Genomic DNA, 17578 nt, shown 5'->3' on the forward strand with positions numbered 1-17578 from the left:
TAGGCGGGAACGCGGCGCGAACGCCCCCAATCCTCCCCCCAGCGGGGGAGGTGTCGGCCCGAAGGGACGACGGAGGGGGAAGAGGCAAGGTCAGCAGGACTTCCCCCACCGTCCGCTGCGCGGACACCTCCCCCGCTGGGGGGGAGGATTTTCGGAAGCTCGCGCCTTCAGGCGGTCCGCGCCGTCAGCCGGGCGGCGGCGGCCAGGAGGTCGCGGGCGACGACCGGCTTTTGCTGGACGGCGTCGAAGCCGTCGGCGCGCCAGCGGGCGGGGTCGTCGGCCAGGGCCTCGCCGGTCAGGGCGATGATCGGCACGGCCGGGTCACCGGCCTCGCCCCGGCGGATGCGGCGGGCGGTCTCGCGGCCGTCGAGGACGGGCATGCGCAGGTCCAGCAGCACCAGGTCGGCCGGGGCGGTGTTCAGGCTGGCCAGGGCGGCCTCACCGTTGTCGGCGATGACGACCCGGGCGCCGCCGGCCTCGAGGATCGCGCGGGCCACGGCCTGGTTGACCGGATGGTCGTCGGCCACCAGCACCCGCAGGCCGGCGAGATTGGCCAGCTCGGGCGTCGCGACGGCGGTGGGGGCGACGGCGGTGGGGGCGTCGATCGCTGCGGCGGCCGGGGCCTGGCCGGGCAGCGGCAGGGTCAGGCGGAAGGTCGAGCCCGCGCCCGGGGCGCTCTCGACCGTGATCGCCCCGTCCATCAGCGCCGCCAGCTGGCTGCAGATGGACAGGCCAAGGCCGCTGCCGCCGAACCGGCGGGCGATCGAGGCGTCGGCCTGGGAGAAGGACTGGAACAGCCGCGCCGACTGCTCGGGCGTCAGGCCGATGCCGGTGTCGGCGACCTCGAAGACCACCGTCTCGGGCGTCTGGCCCGGCAGGGCGCGCAGGGCCACCTGGCCCGACGGGGTGAACTTGACGGCGTTGGAGACCAGGTTGCAGAGGATCTGGCGCAGACGATTGGGATCGCCCAGCCGACGCTCCGCCAGCCCCGGCGCGATGGTCAGCAAGAGGTCCAGGCCCTTGTCCGTGGCCGCCGTCGCCCACAGGGCCCGCAGGTCGCCCAGGAGTTCGGGCAGGTCGAACGGCTGGCGCTCGATCTCCAGCTTGCCCGCCTCGATGCGCGAGATGTCCAGCACGTCGTTGAGCAGGGTCATCAGGTCCTCGCCCGAGCGCTTGAGCAGCGCCGTCTGGCGGGCCTGGGCGGGGTCGAGCTGGGCGCGCGACAGGGCGTCGGCCATGGCCAGGACGCCGTTCATCGGGGTGCGGATCTCGTGACTGATCATGGCCAGGAAGGCGGACTTGGCCTCGCTGGCCTTCAGGGCCTGGGCCTCGGCGGCCTCCAGCGCGATCATTCGGCGATTGTTGGCCGCGGCGCTGGTGAAGGTGTAGAGCAGCATCAGCCCCACGGCGGTCATCATGGTGGCGATCTGGACCGGCGAGAAGCCGCCGGTGAGGATCGGCATGACGATCAGCGAGGTCGCGGGCATGCCCACATCGATCGCGAACAGCGTCGGCGCCCGGAAGGTCACCGACTGGGCGTGGATCAACTGGCCGGCCGCCAAGCAGATGGCGGCCCACTGCAGGGCCGGGTTGGCCGAGGTCCACAGCACGATGGTCAGCGCCGTCCAGGCTCCGACCATGACGATCACGGCGGTGACATAGCCCAGGCGCCGCAGCATGGGCGACAGGTTCAGCCGCCGCGACAACTGGGTGACGCCCAGGGCGTAGACCTCGGCGACCATCGCTGCGGCGAACCACGCGACCGCGATCGCGGCCCCGAGGTTGAACCCCAGGAAGCCCGCCACCAGCACGGCCATGCCCAGCCGCGCCGGCCGCGCCTGGCGGCCGGTCGAGGCGATCAGGTCGATACTGTCATCCAAGAGCGGCCGCGCCATGGGTCCCCTTCGCTTTGGCGACCAGCCTGCGGAACGGCGGTTAAGGACGCCTTGGAACCGCGCCCGGATTCGCCCCCTGCGACAATCCGCCCCAGGCCGCTCCAGGCGCGCCCCCCATCAACCGAGCGCTTGCCGGAAGAACCTCTCCATCTTGTCGAAGGGAATGACGTCAACCCGATCATAGAGGTCGGTGTGGACCGCGCCCGGGATGATCATCAGCTCTTTGGGCTCGGCGGCGGCGGCGTAGGCCGTCTCGGCGAAGTAGCGGGAGTGGGCCTTCTCGCCATGGATGAACAGGATCGGACGCGGTGAGATCTCGGCGATATAGGTCAGGATCGGCATGTTCATGAACGACAACGGCGTGGTGACCGTCCAGGCGTTCTTCGAGTTGACGGCGCGGGGATGGTAGCCGCGCGGCGTGGCGTAATAGTCGTGATAGTCGATCACGAACTGCGGCGCGCCGACGGGCGGCTCGGCGTTATACGCCGGCTGATAGGCCGGAACGCCCGTTTCCGCGTCGCGCCAGCGCTGGCGGCTCAGCTGTTCCAGCGCCGCCGCGCGCTCTTGCGGCGTGATGCTGTCGTTATAGCCTTTCGACATCACGCGGGTCATGTCGTACATCGTGCTGGCGACGACGGCCTTGACGCGCTTGTCGACGGCGACGGCGTTCAAGGCCATGCCGCCCCATCCGCAGACGCCGATCATGCCGATCCGTTCGCGGTCCACAGTCGGCAATAGCCCAATGAAATCGACGGCCGCGCTGAAGTCCTCGGTGTTGATATCGGGAGAGGCGACGTCGCGCGGCTCCCCGCCGCTTTCTCCAGTGAACGACGGATCGAACGCCAGGGTGACGAAGCCGCGCTCGGCCATCGTCTGGGCGTAGAGACCGGACGACTGCTCCTTGACCGCGCCGAAGGGCCCGCTGACGACCAGGGCGGCGAGACGGCCGGCCGGCGCGGCCTTCGGCGTGTAGAGATCACCGATCAAGGTGATGCCGTAGCGGTTCTTGAACGTCACCTTGCGGTGCTCGACGGCGCTGCTTTTGGGAAAGGTCTTGTCCCAGTCACGGGTCGGCATGGGCGGCTTCTTTCTGGACGGTTTGACGCCTTCAGCGTGGCCGATGGCGGGCGAGGCGAAGATGGCCAGAGCCGACAAGGCGACGCTGCGGATAAGGGACTGACGCGACAGCATGGGAGCTCCGGAGCTAGATCGCACGGCGGCGACAGCCCCCTAGGTGGAAGACCGCAAGCCCCGCCATAAGAGGCCGACGCTCGAACGACGCGATGAGCTCTACTCAACCTTGGTCGCGCCTTCAGACCATCCCGAGCAGCAAGGCGCGTCGCCGCGAGAGACGCCAGGGAGGGCGAGCGAGGCTGGACTGTCCCAAGCGGCGCGCTAGAAGCTGGAGAGACTTGGAGACCGCGTGCATGCCGTTACGCCGTTCTGACCTGGCTGATCTCTCGGCCTTTCTCGAGATCGCCCGGCATCGCAGTTTCCGCAGGGCGGGCCTGGAGCTGGGGATCAGCGCCTCGGCCCTGAGCCATGCGCTGCGCGGTCTGGAAGAGCGCCTGGGCGTCAGATTGCTCAATCGCACGAGCCGCAGCGTCACGCTGACGGCCGCCGGCGAGGCGCTGCGACAGGCGATCGAGGGGCCTTTCGACGAGATCGGCCAGGGCCTGGATGGCATCAACCGCTTCCGCGACGCCCCGATGGGACGGGTCCGCATCAACATCCCCACCGAAGCGGCCGTCCACCTCGTGGGGCCCGTCATGGCCGAGTTCCTCAAGCGCTATCCGGACGTCGAGATCGAAATCTCGGTCAGCAATCGGATGATCGACGTGATCGACAGCGGCTTCGACGCCGGCATTCGCTATGGCGGGACGGTTCCGGAGGACATGGTCGCGCAACGGCTCTCCGCCGATATTCGCTGGCTCGTGGTCGGCGCGCCGGACTATCTGGAGCGACACGGCGTTCCCGCGACGCCTCACGATCTCCTGAGCCATCGATGCATCCGTGTCCGGATCGGCGACGACAGCATCTATCGTTGGGAATTCGAACGCGGCGACCAGCACCTCGAAATCGACGCGCCGGGCGCCTTGGTCGTTGACCAGGTGGATGTCGGCATAGCGGCCGTCCTCGGCGGCGCGGGCCTGTTCTATGTGGCCGAGCCCGTCGTGCGCGAGGCCCTGGCCGCAGGACGCCTGAAGGCGGTGCTTCAAGACTGGGCTCCGCTCGGGCCCGGGTTCCACATCTACTATTCGTCGCGTCGCCAGGTGCCGGCGGCCTTGCGGGCGTTCATCGATCTGGTCCGCGAACTCAAACCGCTCGCCTAGAGCGCTCTCCGATCCGTGTGAAGCGGTGATCGCAAAGGGCTCTAGCCAGGGCGAGCGTTCGAACGACGCCTACGCGCCCTCGGCCCGTCGGAACGGCATGGCCAGCTTGGTCACCGTCATCGAGAAGATCACCCAGCCCAGGTCGTTCTGGATCAGGGCGTCGGACTCGGTGAGGCTGTGCAGGGTGAAGATGGCCAGGAACGGCAGGAAGAAATAGGCCGGCGCGGTGGCCAGGCGCGAGAGGCCCTTCAGCCAGGCGCCGATCAGCAGCATCAGCCAGGCGGTCACGCCGATCAGGCCCAGCTCCAGCCAGACGCCCAACACGGTGTTGTGCGCCGAGAAGATCTTGAAACCCTGGTCGTTCGAGATCCAGGCCACCGGGCCCCAGCCGGACAGGTCGTCCCACACCGCGCCATAGCCATAGCCGGTCAGCGGGCGCTGCTCGATCTGGCGGCTGATGGCGTCCCAGATCAGGGTCCGCCCGGTGAAGGTGGCGTCGCGGCCGATGAGCTCGAAGACCAGTTCGGGAGCCAGGGCGTAGATCGCCCCGCCCAGCGTCAGAACGCCGACCGCCGCGAGGATCGCCCCGATCCCCAGCACAGGGCCGATCCGGCAGAGCGCGACCAGCGGCACGAAGGCCATGCCCGCCAGGCAGGAGACCAGAGCGGTCTTGGAGGTCGACAGCACGATCAGCAGCAGCGCCGCGCCCGTAAAGCCCAGCCACAGACGGCGGCGCTGGGGGTTGGCCAGGGCGCAGGCCAGGAAGGTCGGCGTGGCCAGCGACATGGCGTAGCCCAACTGGTTCTTGAACCCGTAGACCCCGCGCCAGGCGCCGGGGAAGTCGACCGACATCACGCCATAGGCGGGCATGAAGATCCCGAAGACGAACGACAGGCTCACGACGACGGCGTAGGTGCAGGCCAGCACCTCCAGCGTCTTGGGCCACTCGAAGCGCTCGGCCAGAAGCACGCCGGTCAGGGTGGTGAAGACGACCGCGACCAGGCGGCGGATCGTGACGTCGGGCTGCAGGCTCCAGAGCACGGAGCTGATGGCGATGACGAGCAGCCCCGTCAGCAGCCAGGACCGCGCCAGCACCGCCGCAAAGCGAAACGGCCGCGCGCAGATCGCGACCAGCACCACCAGATAGACCGGCAGGAACATCAGCCGCAGCACGGCTGACTGGCTGTTGGCGGCGCTCGACTGGGGGGTGGCGCCGCCGGTGCCGGGGCCCGTGAACAGCAAGAGATAGAACTGGCTGAAGATCAGCGTCGCGAACACGCACGCCCAGAAGGTGATGTCGATCCGCCGCCAGTCGACGCCGCCGGCCAGGTCGAGCGGCATGGCCGTCGCCTGATCAGAGACGCGAGTAGGCGTGATCATGCCCCAGGGGCTCCGGTCCGACAGCGCCGTCGAGGTTAATGGCCGAGGCGTTAACGCCGCTTGAATTGCAGCCGCTCAGCCCCGCGCGCCAAGATGGAGCCGCGCCCGCTACAAACCCGGCCTACAGGTAGCTCAACCACCCTCCCCGGCGCTGCGCCTTCACCCGCCCGTACCAGAGGCAGGCCGGATAGCAGAGGGCCACGACGACCAGCCAGACCGCATAGACGACGGCGAGGTTGTGGCCGAAGTCGGCGGGGAAAGCGTCCTTCGCGCCGCCCAGCGGCGGATAGGGCGTGAAGACGAAGTCCCACGCCTTCCAGCCGTAGGTCGCCAGGGCCAAGCCCGCCGCGATCAGGTGCGCCAGGAAGAAGTGCAGGAGATAGTAGAACAGCGGCACGCGCCCCAGCACCTCCAGCGCGGCCCTGACGCCGGCCGGCCGGCCCGGCGCTCGCACCAGGACCGCCGCCAGCAGGAAGATCAGGCCCAGCGTCAACAGTACGAAGTCGAGCGAGGCCGGATACTTGGTGACATTGACGAACGACATCACGCTAAAGATCGGCGTGCTTTGCTGACTCCATGGCGCGGGGTCGCCGTACACGTTGACCACGCGCAGGGCGGTGAAGGCGACCAGGGCGATGAGGCCAAGCCCCGCGAACGCCCGAGCGCTGATGCGGCCCGCCTCGATCGCCGGACCCAGCGCAAAGCCCAGCAGCATGATCGCCGCCCAAGGGATGAGCGGGTACGGGCTCACCACGGTCGCGCCCAGGACCTGGAAGACCGCCACCTCGTGGATGAAGCCCAAGCCGGCGCCGAAGGGGGCGATGTCCAGCAGGGGGTGCAGCAGCAGGATCGCGATCGCCAGCGGGGCGAGCCAAGTCCTGGGCAGCCAGACCAGCGCGGCCAGGACGATCATGGACAGCCCCAACGCCCAAAGAACGAGCAAGAGAACCGGGCTCTGCAGCGACACCGAGAAGTAATAGGCCAGGCGCATGACCACCAGCTCGAGCAGCATCAGCCACAGCCCGCGCGACACCAGGAACCCGGAGAGCTGGGCCTTGCTGCGCCCCTTGCGCCACCAGAGATAGGCGCCGACGCCCGCCGTCAGCGCGAAGGTCGGCGCGCAGACATGGGTGATCCAGCGCGTGGCGAACAGCAGCGGCGTCGTCGTGGCCAGGTCGGTCGGCAGCGCCGACATCGCCCCGCGATGGATAAAGTCCCGCACATGGTCCAGCGCCATGATGACCATGATCAGGCCGCGCAACTGGTCCACCCAGACCAGGCGCGCAGGGGCGGAGGCCGCTGGGGCCGCCAGGCTTGGATCCTCCACGACGTCCCCCGACACTCTTGACGCACCGCTCATCCCTGCTCCCCCCTCGTGTCGCCGGATGGGCGGGACACTGACGGTCTCAGCGCAGCGCCTCCAGCGTTTTCGCGGATGGCGCGACAGGATGGAGCGCCACGCCCAGGACGTTAGCGGAGCGGACACGCCGACGCCAAGGTTTCGCGCACGACCGCCTCAGGGCCGCCCCAAGGCCCGGCGCCGAACCGCGAGATACAAATAATAGACTGCGACAGAAGGTCTCATCTCAATAGAAATTGGCTTTTTCCATGCATTTTATGGGTATCGACTCGTTAAACGCGGCGAACACAAGTCTGACGTTTACGAAGCGATAAGCACCACCATGGCCCTATACTTCCACAAGAATGGCGGAGGAAAGGCCAGCTATGAAGATGCTCTTTGTCTCGGCAGCGATTGTACCGCTACTATTTGTCGCACCCGCGTATGCGCTGGCTGAAACCGGCGCAACCAAGGCCGCCGACGCCTCTGCAAAGCCCGCGGCGAACGCACAGGCCAGTCGCGAAGAGGTCTTCTCCACCGGCGTCGCCAAGGGGCGCGATCGCCTCGACAGCGCCACCTCGACCAGCGCGCTGCGCGAGAAGGACATCGCGGTCTCGGGCGGTCGTTCGCTAGGCGACCTGCTGCGCAACCTGCCAGGCATCCGCACCGAGTCGTCGACCGGCGACGGCAGCTCCGCCTACACGATCCGCGGCCTGCCGCTGGCCTCGGGCGGGTCCAAGTACATGCAGTTGCAGGAAGACGGCCTGCCGGTCCTGGAGTTCGGCGACTTCTTCAACGGCGCGGTGGACATCTATATCCGCGCCGATCTGAACCTGGCTGCGGTCGAGTCCATCCGGGGCGGCTCGTCGTCGACCTTTGCGTCGAACGCGCCGGCCGGCGTGATCAACCTGATCTCCAAGACCGGGGAGGTGAAGGGCGGCTCGGTCCTGCTGACCACCGGCCTCGACTACGACTCCAACCGCGTGGACTTCGAGTACGGCGCGCCCATCAGCGACACGCTGCGCTTCCACATCGGCGGCTTCTACCGGGTGGGCGAAGGGCCTCGGAAGATCGGCTACGACGCCTTCAAGGGCGGTCAGCTGAAGTTCAACATGACCAAGCAGTTCGAGCACGGGTACGTCCGGATCTCCGGCAAGTATCTGGATGATCGCTCGCCGCACTATCTGCCCGGCCCCGTGCGCATCACCGGCACCAATGACGATCCGGTCTATGGCAGCTTCAACACCTATGACGTCCGGCGCGACTCGATGAACGCCGGCCATCTGGGCAACCTCATCACGCTGGACGCCGACAACAAGCCGGTCCAGCTGCCGCTCAGCCAGGGCATGAACGCCCTGGTGAAATCGATCGGCCTGGAGTCGCAATTCGACATCCACGGCTGGACGATCACCCAGCGCGGCCGCTACTCGGACATCGAGGGCGGGACGACCCGCAACCTGGTCGCCAACATCTATTCGGGCGCCGCCATGCCCGCCGCGCTGGGCGGCGGCACGGGAACCTTCAGCTACGCCACGGGCCCGCGCGCCGGCCAGGCCATCACCAACCTCGGCACGCTGAACGGCAACGGCCTGATCGTGGGGACCTCGCTGAACCGCATCGAGTCGCGCTCGCTGAACAACTTCATCAACGACCTGCGCGCCACGCGCGCCTACCCCTTGGGCGAGGGCGAGCTGACCGTGACCGGCGGGCTCTACAAGTCGCTGCAGGACTACACCAGCGACTGGCTGTACAGTAACCACATCCAGGACGTGGCCGCCGACGGCGGCTCGGCGCTGATCAACTACACCAACGCCGCGGGCGTCCCGCAGACCCAGAACGGCTATCTGGGCTTCAACCGGTCGGGCCCCACGGCATTCTTCCGACGCAGCTACGACGTCCGCTACAACATCACCGCGCCCTACGGCTCGCTGAACTATCGCATCGGCAAGATCGCGATCGGGGGCAGCCTGCGCCATGACGGCGGCCGCGTGCGCGGCGACCTCTACGGCGCGGATCTGGGCGGGGGCCGCATCGGCATCAAGTCGGTCGACTTCAACGGCGACAACGTCATCTCCGTCGCCGAGTCCAAGACCGCCTTCACGCCCTTCGATCGCCCGGCGCCCGTTCGCTACAACTACGGCTATTACAGCTACTCGGTGGGCGTGAACTACCGCGTCGCCGAGCCGTTCGCGGTCTTCGCCCGCTACAGCCGCGGGGCGCGGGCCGGGGCCGACAAGCTCCTGTTCTCGACCAAGGTCAGCACCACCGACGGCAGCCTGATCAACAAGGCCGACGGCTTCGACATCGTCAAACAGTTCGAAGCCGGCTTCAAATACCGCGCCCCGAACTTCACGGTGAACGTCACCGGCTTCAGCGCCGACACCGAAGACACCAACGTGCAGGCCGGCGCCATCACCACCGATCGGACCTACAAGGCCTATGGCGTGGAAGCCGAAGGGACCTATCGCCACGGTCCGTTCAGCGTGCGCGGCGGAGTGACCTACACCAACGCCGAGCTGGTCAATGACAAGCTGAACGCCGCCGTCGCCGGCAAGGTCCCGCGCCGCCAGCCCGACTTCATCTATCAGGCCACGCCCCAGTTTGACCTGGGCAAGGCGACGGTCGGCGCCAACATCATCGGCACGACCGACAGCTGGGTGCAGGACAACAACCTGATGAAGATGCCCGGCTATACGCTGGTCGGCGCCTTCGCCCAGTACCGCCTGAAGGACAATATCCAGCTGATGCTGAATGTCGAAAACCTGTTCGACAAGGTCGCCTTCATCGAGATCACCACCCCGTCGGTTCCGACCAACGGCATCGGCCTGGGGCGCGCGGTCAACGGACGCACGGTGTCCATGTCGGCCCGCATGAGCTTCTAGTTTGGACGAGGAGGCTGGGCGCAGTCCCGCGCCCAGCCATCTCTCTTACAGGCCTCAGCCGACCATCCCGGCCAGACGCCCGCGGATCAGGGTCTCGGCCTCGGCGACCATGCGGTCGACGAGGTCTTTGACCGTCGGGATGTCGTGGATCAGGCCCTGGACCATGCCGGCGCTCCAGATGCCGCCGTCGGTGTCGCCCTGGGCCAGGGCGTCGCGGCCGCGCGTACCGGCCACCAGATGGGCCACGTCCTCGAACTTGGCGCCGCCGGCCCGCTCGATCTGCACCACTTCCTGGCTGACCGCGTTGCGCATGACGCGGGCGGTGTTGTGCAGGGTGCGGAAGATCAGATCGGTCTGGCGTTCGTCATTGGCCACCATCTGCTCCTTGAAGGCCATCGGGATCGGCGCCTCCTGGGTGACGCAGAAGCGGGTGCCCATGTTGACCCCGTCGGCGCCCAGCGCCAGGGCCGCGACCAGGCCGCGCGAGTCGGCGATGCCGCCCGAGGCCAGCATCGGGATCTTCACCTTGTCAGCGGCGGCGGCGATCAGGATCAGGCCGGGAATGTCGTCCTCGCCCGGGTGACCGGCGCACTCGAAACCGTCGATCGAGATGGCGTCCACACCCATGCGCTCAGCGCTCAGCGCGTGGCGGACGGCGGTGCACTTGTGGATCACCTTCACGCCATTGGCCCTGAGGTCGTCGACATGCTCCTGCGGCTTGTAGCCGGCGGTCTCGACGATCTTGACGCCGCTTTCGATGATCGCAGCCCGGTACTCGGCGTAGGGCGGCGGGGTCATGGTGGGCAGGATGGTCAGGTTCACGCCGAACGGCTTGTCGGTCATCTCACGGGTGCGGGCGATTTCCTTGGACAGCGCCTCGGGCGTCGGCTGGGTCAATGCGGTGAGGAAGCCTAGAGCTCCCGCATTGGCGACGGCGCTGACCAGCTCGGCCTTGCCGACCCACTGCATGCCGCCTTGAGCGATCGGGTGCTCGACGCCGAACAGCTCGGTGAAACGCGTCTTGATGGCCATGGCCGCCTTCTCCCTCCAGTTTTGAGAGACTATGCGGCGGCGCCCGCTACGTCAGGCAAGCGCCTAATAGCCGGCTCGATATCGCTCCAGTTCCTCGGCCCTCTGGCGGGTGCGATCCAGCACGCACTGGTTGGCCTCGACGCGGGCCAGGGAGCCCCAGTCCTCATCGACATAGGCGGCGCAATCGGCGTCGCGGAAGGCGATCCAGGCGCGCTGGGCCTTCTGCAATGCCGCCTTCTGGCGCGGACGCTCCAACCGCATGAGAGCGGCCTGATAGGCGCGATTGAGGCGGGCGTCCTGAACGCCGACCTCCTTGCCGATGCAGTCAATCATGCCGTAGGTCGACTGCCCCTCGGGCGTCGCGAGACAGCGATCGAGCGCTGTCATCGACCGGCTCGCGGCTTTGGGCGACGCCGCCGGTTTGGCCGCTTGCGCCGACGCATCGGACGCGACCAAACCCAGCAAAGCGGCCGCCATCCAGGCGCGGACGAGACGTGGGTTCATCGTGAAGGCTCCTTGGCGGGCACTGTAACGCGCTTCGACACCCGCGGAAAATCCCGACGGCCCTACGCTTGAAGCCTCCTGACGCCGAGCTGAGCCCTTGCGACTCAATGCGCGCTTTCATGGCCGCGACGATGGAACCCTGGGTCTTGCGACCGAAGGCCGCGCCTCCGGGTCCGTGCAAACGATCGCGTATCGAAAACACTTAAGTTAAGAAAGTCTTTGTTCGACGAGCGTCGTGCACGCCTCGTCGGGCGGGCGTCGCCAATAAAAAATCAGGGAGCGCGGACGGCCAAGGCTCTTGGACGGTCGCGAACAGAACGGGCGGCGCGATGAAGGGTGTGATCTTCAACCTGTTGCAGGAGGTTGTCTCGGCCGCCCATGGGGCGGACGCCTGGGACGATATCCTCGACGAAGCCGGCGTGTCCGGCGCCTACACCTCGCTGGGCAGCTATGACGACGAGGAGTGGGAGACCCTGGTCGAGACGGCCAGCGCCCGACTGTCCCTGTCGCGCAGCGAGCTCCTGCGCTGGTTCGGGCAGGAAGCAATGCCGCACCTGGCGCGCGCCTATCCCGTGTTCTTCGAGGGCCATGTGAGCTCGCGCAGCTTCCTGGCGGGCGTCAACGACATCATCCATGCCGAGGTGCACAAGCTCTATGCGGGTGCGGCGTGTCCCCACCTGAAGCTGCGGGCGATCGACGCCGGCGGCGTCGCCATGGCCTACACGTCACAGCGGCGCATGTGCGCCCTGGCGCAGGGCTTCACCGAGGGCGCCGCGCGACAGTTTCACGAGGTCATCACCTTTGAACACGCCGCGTGCGTGGAAAAGGGCGACAGCGCCTGTGTCTTCCATATCGGCTGGCCGCCTCTAGAGGCGGCGGCGAATGACTAGCGCCGTCATCCCGTTTTCGCCCGCCCAGGTCGACGCCGCCTCGGACCGCGAAGCGCGCATCGCCCGTCTGGAACGCCGGCTGAGCCGCGAACTGCTGGCGCGGCGCGAGGCGGAAGCGATCGCCGAGGCGGCGACCCATCGCCTCTACCGGCAAGGCGAGCGGATGCGGCTCCTGGCGGACCTGGCGCTCGAGGCCAATCGCAGCGACGATCTCGACACCATCCTGCGCGCCGCGCTCAGGGCGATCGGAAGCCAGACAGGCTGGCCCGTCGGACACGTCCAACTGGTCGAGACCGACGCCGAGGCGATGGACTGGCTGCAACCCTCGGCGTTGTGGCTGGCCCCGCCCGATACGGACATCGCGGCGCTTCGGCGGGCGACCACCCCGCGCCGCGCCCAGATTGGCGGCGGCGTACTTGGCCAGGTGATGCGGCTGCGCGGCGCCTGCTCCATCGAGAGCCTCGCCAGTTGCCCACCCGAGCGCCGGCGCGCCGCAGCCGCCCTTGGCCTCAATCAGGGCGTCGGCTTTCCCATTCTGGTCGGCGACGAGATTGCTGCGATCGTCGAGTTCTTCCACGACCACGGCCGAGGCCCTGACGCGGAGACGCTCGCCTTTCTCGACCAGGTCGGCGCGGTGCTGGGGCGGGTGTTCGAGCGGCGCAGGGCCGAGCGGGCCGCGCAGGACGCCCGCGCGCGGCTTGAGGAAAGCCTTGCGGCGGCCGAGGCCGCCAGCCGGGCCAAGACCCATCTCCTGGCGGTCGCCAGCCATGAGGTTCGCACACCGCTGAACGCGGTGCTCGGGCTGGCGGAGGTCCTTGCCCGAAGCCCTCTCGACGCGACACAGCGCGAGCATGTCGACGGTGTGCGCCAGGCCGGCGGCATGCTCCTGCGCCTGTTGAGCTCGGTTCTGGATTTCGCCCGCATCGAAAGCGGCGCCACGCCGCTGGTCCCCAGCCCCTTCAACCTCGTCGATCTGGCGCGCGAGGTAACCGGTGTCTGGCGCGCTGCGGCCAGCGCCGCGCAGCTTGACCTTCACCTGGACCTCTCGGCCTGCCCTGACCCCTGCTGGATTTCGGCGGACAGCGGCAAGATCGAGCAAACCCTGACCAACCTCGTCTCCAACGCCATCAAGTTCACGCCCACCGGCGGCAAGATCCTGGTCCGCGTTGAAGCCCTTACGAGCGCCTCACCGACCTTCCTCATTGTGGTCGAGGATAGCGGCGCGGGCGTACCGGCCGAGGACATCGATCGGATCTTTGACCCCTTCCAGCAAGCCGCGCTGGGACGCGAGGTCGGCGGCGCGGGCCTTGGCCTGGCGATCTGCGCGGCGAACCTGCGCGCCATGGGCGGCGACATTGGCTATCAGCCGGCGCCCGAGCGGGGTTCGCAGTTCTGGTTCAGCTTCGTGGCAGAGGCCGTCGACGCCCCGGCGGAGCCTGCGCCGGTCGATGCGCTGAGCGACCTGCCGCTGCGGATTCTGGCGGCCGAGGACAATCCCGCCAACCAGCGCGTCCTGCGTTTGTTGCTGGAGCAGGTCGGCATCACGCCAACCGTTGTCGAAGACGGCGCGGCTGCGGTGGAGGCGGCGCGATCGACGCCGTTCGACCTCATCCTGATGGACGCCAACATGCCGCGAATGGATGGTCCGTCCGCCGTCGAGGCGATCCGCGCCCTGGGTATCGGCAAGGACCGCACGCCCATCGTCATGCTGACGGCCAATGTTTTCGAGGACGACATCCGCAGCTACCGAGCCGCAGGCGCGGACGGGGTCCTGGCCAAGCCGCTCGCGGTCGCCGAGCTCTACGCGGTGCTCGCCGATGTTCAGAACCGCGTCGCTGGCGAGGGCCTAGAGCCCCCTCCGATCTGATTGAACCAATCAGATCGGATAAAAAGGGCTCTAACGATCTGAATCAGGGCTGGAGCAGTTCTTCCAGCGCCTGGGCCCGGCGCGCCGTGTGCTTCAGATAGCAGCTCTGCACATAGATCGGACGGATGGTGCCGCCGCTCAACGCCTGGACCGTGTCGCAGTCGGCGTCGCGGAAGGCGATCCAGGCCCGCTGGGCCTTGAGCAGCGCGGCCTTGGCCTCCGGCGCGTCGGCCAGGTCAGCCATGTCCGCCCGGTAGGCCTTGTTCAGGCGGGCGTCCTGAAACTTGAGCTCGGCTTCGCCGCACCGAAGGATCCCGGGGGTGTTGTCGTTCTCCGGCTTTTCCCGACACCGATCATAGTCGGGACTGAACATGACGCCGTCCTGGGCCTGCGCCTGGGTCGCGACGGGCGCCACGGACAGCAGAGCGGCGGCGATCATCATCTTCCGAAGCAGCATGGGTGGTCCTTGTCCGACTATTGCAGGCCCGCGCGGCCGATGGCGTAAAAGCGCTCCGAGCGCTGCGTCTTCAACTCAGCCGGGCTCATGGCGGCCATGGCCTTCAGCTCGTCCTCGACCGCGTCGCCGACGGCCAGGATCGCCGCTTCGGAGTCGGAGTGGGCGCCGCCGGCGGGCTCTTCGACGATGCGGTCGACGATGCCCAGCTTGATCAGGTCCTGGGCGGTGATGCGCATCTGGGTGGCCGCATCCTTGGCCCGGGCGCCGTCGCGCCACAGGATCGAGGCCGCGCCTTCCGGCGAGATCACCGAATAGATCGAGTGCTCCAGGATCAGCACGCGGTTGGCGCCGGCCAGGGCGATCGCGCCGCCGCTGCCGCCTTCGCCGACGATGGTGGCCACCATCGGCACGCCCAGGGTCAGGCAGCGCTCGGTCGAACGGGCGATGGCCTCGGCCTGGCCGCGCTCTTCAGCCCCCAGGCCCGGATAGGCGCCGGCGGTGTCGACAAAGGTGATGACCGGCAGGTTGAAGCGCTCGGCCATGTCCATCAGGCGCACGGCCTTGCGGTAGCCCTCGGGGCGAGCCATGCCGAAATTGTGCTTCAGGCGCGTGGTCGTATCGTGGCCCTTCTCGTGGCCCATGACCACGACGGGCTGGCCACGGAACCGGCCAAGGCCGCCCACGATCGCCTGGTCGTCGGCGAACTTGCGGTCGCCGCGCAGCTCGACGAACTCGTCGATCAGGCCGGCCACATAGTCGCGCAGGTGCGGCCGCTGCGGGTGGCGGGCGACCATAGTCTTCTGCCAAGCGTCCAGATTGGCGTAGGCCTCCTTGCGCAGCTCTTGAGCGCGGTCGCGGAGGGCCTGGATCTCGGTGTCGAACGCGCCCGGACCGGCGGTTTCGGAGAGCCGGCTCAGCTCTTCGATCTTGCTTTCCAGGTCGGCGATGGGGCGTTCGAAATCGAGATAATGGGCGGCCATGGACTCTTAACGTCGCCGTTGATGAAGGGGTGCGAACCTAGAGGCCAAATCCCCGAAGGGAAAGAGGCGAGATTCCGGCCGGGAACCGCCCTGCTGTCGCCTCGTTTTGTCCACAGGATCGATCCCCAGGTGAGTCTCGATTCAAGACTCTCCTGGTCTGGTGAATCGCGACATAGAGTCCTATGTTGTTTTGTAGCGGATCGCGGAAGCCGATCTGCATCCTTGCGGCCCCCGCCATCGAACGTGCGCGGCCCCGCCTGGTGAGAGCGGACAGTTCCCATGCAGGTGTTCACATTCTTCTGTGTCGAGTCCGACGGCTCGGTTTCGCGCTTTGACGTCACGCCCTGCGCCGACGACAACGCCGCGCGTGTGCGGGCCTTCGAGCTCCTGGACATGCACCGCCGCTGTGACTTCGTGGAGGTCTGGCGCGGCGCCCAGCGGGTGTTCGACGTCCTTGCTCCGCAGGCCGTCGCCGCATAATTCAACGTTCGATGAATTATTGCATCGCAACCTGAACGCGCCTAGGGTGCCGTTCCGGATGGAGCCCGCTGCGGGCGCCTGAAATCCGGAAGGCCGCACCATGGACGCCCTTGTCCGCTCCGCGCCGTTGATCCCCCCCGCCCCCAAGGTTCACCCTCGCCCGCTCGGCGGCTCGCTCGTGGGTGAATTGCGCATCGCCCTGGAGATGGGCCGAAACTTGATGGGGGCCTGGACCGAGGCCGACTTCGACAACCTCGTCACCCCCTATGTCTTCATGGGTCAGCCGGGGATGGTGGTCAGCGACCCCGCCGCCGCGCGCCGCATTCTCAGTTCCCCTAACTATCTGCGCCCTGTGAAGGCGGCCCGCTCCGTGCGGCCGATCGCCGGCGATGGCCTGCTGCTGAGCGAGGGTGAGACCTGGCGACGCCAGCGCAAGAGCCTGGCCCCGGTGTTCACGCCGATGGCGGTCGAGAGTCTCCTGCCCCACTTCACCGCCGCCGGGGCCAGCCTGGTCGAGGCGCTGAGCGGCCGCGCCCGCGCCGACCTCTCCGAGGCCTTTCACCACGCCACGCTCGACGCGGTGCTCAGCGCCCTGTTCTCGCGTCGCGCCGATGCCCAGGGCGATCAGCTTGCCCATAAGGTGCGGCGCTACATGGAGGGTCCGGCCCACTTCAACCTGATGGACTTCGTCAGTCGCGGCGCCGATGATCTGACCTTTCTCGATTTTGAGCGACGGCGGCAGGGCGCAGCCTGGTTCCAGGCGGTGGAGCACCTGATCGCCGAGCGGCGAGCCCATCCTCACGCCGAGGCGCGCGATCTTCTGGACCGCCTGCTGGCCGCACGCGACGAAGACGGCGCCCCCCTGTCCAATCATGAGATCCGCGACCAGTGCGGGACGATGCTGGTGGCGGGCTTTGAGACGACGTCTCGCCTGCTGTTCTGGGCGACCTATCTGCTGGCCCTGGATCCGGCGACCCAGGACAGGCTCCGGGCCGAGGTGCTGGCCGCGCCGGCCGGCGACGTGCGGGCGCTGGACGATCTGCAGGCCTGGCCGCTGATGCGTTCGGTGCTGTTCGAGACCTTGAGGCTTTATCCCACCGCGCCGTTACTGGCCCGAGAGGCGATCGGGCCCGACACGGTCATGGATCATCCGGTGGTTCCGGGCCAGATCGTCACCATCAGCCCCTGGCTGATCCACCGCCATCGCCAGCTGTGGGACGCCCCGACCGCCTTCGTCCCCGACCGCTTCATCGACCAGCCCCATCCCTGGGGGATCGACGCCTTCCTGCCGTTCGGGGCCGGGCCGCGCGTCTGTATCGGCGCCAGCTTCGCCCTGGCCGAGGCGCAGATCGTGCTGGCCAGTCTGCTGGAGCGGTTCGAGATCGGCCTGGCCAGCGACCGCCCGGTGATCCCGATCGCCTCGATCACCCTGGGTCCCGACCACACGCCGGACTTCACCCTGACGCCGGTCACGCAAGCGCGGCCTTGAACGGCGGACGCCGAAGCGCCAGCTTCAGCGCTCCATTGAAGGATCCGCCG

At 67.8% G+C, this 17578-nt stretch carries 14 protein-coding genes and 1 pseudogene; 6 read left to right on the forward strand and 9 right to left on the reverse strand.

Annotation, left to right across the window (positions count from 1 at the left end; genetic code table 11):
- Positions 1-29: 29 nt before the first annotated feature.
- From CA606_RS15065 to CA606_RS15075, 3 genes and pseudogenes are all read right to left on the reverse strand, one after another.
- Positions 30-171: pseudogene (locus tag CA606_RS15065) on the reverse strand (hypothetical protein); the annotation flags it as partial.
- Positions 168-1895 (reverse strand): ATP-binding protein, encoded by a 1728-nt coding sequence (locus tag CA606_RS15070; protein ID WP_096050374.1) that lies wholly within the window; start codon positions 1893-1895, stop codon positions 168-170. The gene CA606_RS15070 and the pseudogene CA606_RS15065, both read right to left, overlap by 4 nt.
- Positions 1896-2012: 117 nt before the next feature.
- On the reverse strand, positions 2013-3086 hold the full coding sequence (locus tag CA606_RS15075; protein WP_181242616.1) for an alpha/beta hydrolase: 1074 nt from the start codon (positions 3084-3086) through the stop codon (positions 2013-2015).
- A gap of 236 nt (positions 3087-3322) precedes the next feature.
- Here CA606_RS15075 and CA606_RS15080 point away from each other — a divergent pair, with 236 nt between their 5' ends.
- Entirely contained in the window at positions 3323-4228 is a 906-nt protein-coding gene (locus CA606_RS15080) for a LysR family transcriptional regulator (protein WP_096050373.1), read from the forward strand.
- A 69-nt stretch (positions 4229-4297) separates the two neighbouring features.
- On the opposite strand, the gene CA606_RS15085 is transcribed toward CA606_RS15080, so the two are convergent.
- Both CA606_RS15085 and CA606_RS15090 read right to left on the reverse strand, forming a co-directional pair.
- Positions 4298-5608, reverse strand: coding sequence for an O-antigen ligase family protein (locus CA606_RS15085; protein ID WP_096050372.1), 1311 nt, complete (start codon positions 5606-5608; stop codon positions 4298-4300).
- A 121-nt stretch (positions 5609-5729) separates the two neighbouring features.
- Positions 5730-6968, reverse strand: a complete 1239-nt coding sequence (locus CA606_RS15090) for a heparan-alpha-glucosaminide N-acetyltransferase domain-containing protein (protein WP_181242617.1) — start codon at positions 6966-6968, stop codon at positions 5730-5732.
- 365 nt (positions 6969-7333) lie between these two features.
- Between CA606_RS15090 and CA606_RS15095 the strand changes: the two genes are divergently transcribed.
- Positions 7334-9829 carry a TonB-dependent receptor domain-containing protein gene (locus tag CA606_RS15095; protein ID WP_096050371.1) on the forward strand — a complete coding sequence of 832 codons (2496 nt, stop codon included), beginning with the start codon at positions 7334-7336 and terminating at the stop codon, positions 9827-9829.
- A 54-nt stretch (positions 9830-9883) separates the two neighbouring features.
- Here CA606_RS15095 and CA606_RS15100 read toward each other — a convergent pair whose 3' ends face one another.
- Together CA606_RS15100 and CA606_RS15105 are read right to left on the reverse strand one after the other, a co-directional pair.
- Entirely contained in the window at positions 9884-10861 is a 978-nt protein-coding gene (locus tag CA606_RS15100; protein ID WP_096050370.1) for an NAD(P)H-dependent flavin oxidoreductase, read from the reverse strand.
- Positions 10862-10924: 63 nt separating this feature from the next.
- Positions 10925-11365 (reverse strand): lysozyme inhibitor LprI family protein, encoded by a 441-nt coding sequence (locus tag CA606_RS15105; RefSeq protein WP_096050369.1) that lies wholly within the window; start codon positions 11363-11365, stop codon positions 10925-10927.
- A gap of 329 nt (positions 11366-11694) precedes the next feature.
- On the opposite strand from CA606_RS15105, the gene CA606_RS15110 reads away from it, so the two are divergent.
- On the forward strand, positions 11695-12255 hold the full coding sequence (locus CA606_RS15110) for a heme NO-binding domain-containing protein (protein ID WP_096050368.1): 561 nt from the start codon (positions 11695-11697) through the stop codon (positions 12253-12255).
- Positions 12248-14122 carry a hybrid sensor histidine kinase/response regulator gene (locus CA606_RS15115; protein ID WP_096050367.1) on the forward strand — a complete coding sequence of 625 codons (1875 nt, stop codon included), beginning with the start codon at positions 12248-12250 and terminating at the stop codon, positions 14120-14122. Before CA606_RS15110 ends, CA606_RS15115 begins: the two co-directional genes overlap by 8 nt.
- Before the next feature lie 43 nt (positions 14123-14165).
- Here CA606_RS15115 and CA606_RS15120 read toward each other — a convergent pair whose 3' ends face one another.
- Together CA606_RS15120 and CA606_RS15125 are read right to left on the reverse strand one after the other, a co-directional pair.
- A complete protein-coding gene (locus CA606_RS15120; protein WP_096050366.1) occupies positions 14166-14579 on the reverse strand; it encodes a lysozyme inhibitor LprI family protein in 414 nt (137 codons plus the stop codon).
- 17 nt (positions 14580-14596) lie between these two features.
- Complete coding sequence (locus tag CA606_RS15125; RefSeq protein ID WP_096050365.1) at positions 14597-15559, reverse strand: acetyl-CoA carboxylase carboxyltransferase subunit alpha; 963 nt, start codon at positions 15557-15559, stop codon at positions 14597-14599.
- 279 nt (positions 15560-15838) lie between these two features.
- Between CA606_RS15125 and CA606_RS15130 the strand changes: the two genes are divergently transcribed.
- Both CA606_RS15130 and CA606_RS15135 read left to right on the forward strand, forming a co-directional pair.
- On the forward strand, positions 15839-16039 hold the full coding sequence (locus CA606_RS15130; protein WP_096050364.1) for a hypothetical protein: 201 nt from the start codon (positions 15839-15841) through the stop codon (positions 16037-16039).
- Positions 16040-16139: 100 nt separating this feature from the next.
- A complete protein-coding gene (locus CA606_RS15135) occupies positions 16140-17528 on the forward strand; it encodes a cytochrome P450 (RefSeq protein WP_181242618.1) in 1389 nt (462 codons plus the stop codon).
- Positions 17529-17578 lie beyond the last annotated feature (50 nt).

It is taken from the genome of Caulobacter vibrioides (genome assembly GCF_002310375.3).
In the GTDB taxonomy this organism is placed as follows: domain Bacteria; phylum Pseudomonadota; class Alphaproteobacteria; order Caulobacterales; family Caulobacteraceae; genus Caulobacter; species Caulobacter vibrioides_D.

Coding starts and splice junctions, on each gene's coding strand:
- CA606_RS15120 (WP_096050366.1), bottom strand. CDS start 14,579: ATGCTGCTTCGGAAGATGATGATCGCCGCCGCTCTGCTGTCCGTGGCG.
- CA606_RS15130 (WP_096050364.1), top strand. CDS start 15,839: ATGCAGGTGTTCACATTCTTCTGTGTCGAGTCCGACGGCTCGGTTTCG.
- CA606_RS15070 (WP_096050374.1), bottom strand. CDS start 1,895: ATGGCGCGGCCGCTCTTGGATGACAGTATCGACCTGATCGCCTCGACC.
- CA606_RS15125 (WP_096050365.1), bottom strand. CDS start 15,559: ATGGCCGCCCATTATCTCGATTTCGAACGCCCCATCGCCGACCTGGAA.
- CA606_RS15080 (WP_096050373.1), top strand. CDS start 3,323: ATGCCGTTACGCCGTTCTGACCTGGCTGATCTCTCGGCCTTTCTCGAG.
- CA606_RS15135 (WP_181242618.1), top strand. CDS start 16,140: ATGGACGCCCTTGTCCGCTCCGCGCCGTTGATCCCCCCCGCCCCCAAG.
- CA606_RS15100 (WP_096050370.1), bottom strand. CDS start 10,861: ATGGCCATCAAGACGCGTTTCACCGAGCTGTTCGGCGTCGAGCACCCG.
- CA606_RS15115 (WP_096050367.1), top strand. CDS start 12,248: ATGACTAGCGCCGTCATCCCGTTTTCGCCCGCCCAGGTCGACGCCGCC.
- CA606_RS15095 (WP_096050371.1), top strand. CDS start 7,334: ATGAAGATGCTCTTTGTCTCGGCAGCGATTGTACCGCTACTATTTGTC.
- CA606_RS15075 (WP_181242616.1), bottom strand. CDS start 3,086: ATGCTGTCGCGTCAGTCCCTTATCCGCAGCGTCGCCTTGTCGGCTCTG.
- CA606_RS15105 (WP_096050369.1), bottom strand. CDS start 11,365: ATGAACCCACGTCTCGTCCGCGCCTGGATGGCGGCCGCTTTGCTGGGT.
- CA606_RS15110 (WP_096050368.1), top strand. CDS start 11,695: ATGAAGGGTGTGATCTTCAACCTGTTGCAGGAGGTTGTCTCGGCCGCC.
- CA606_RS15085 (WP_096050372.1), bottom strand. CDS start 5,608: ATGATCACGCCTACTCGCGTCTCTGATCAGGCGACGGCCATGCCGCTC.
- CA606_RS15090 (WP_181242617.1), bottom strand. CDS start 6,968: ATGAGCGGTGCGTCAAGAGTGTCGGGGGACGTCGTGGAGGATCCAAGC.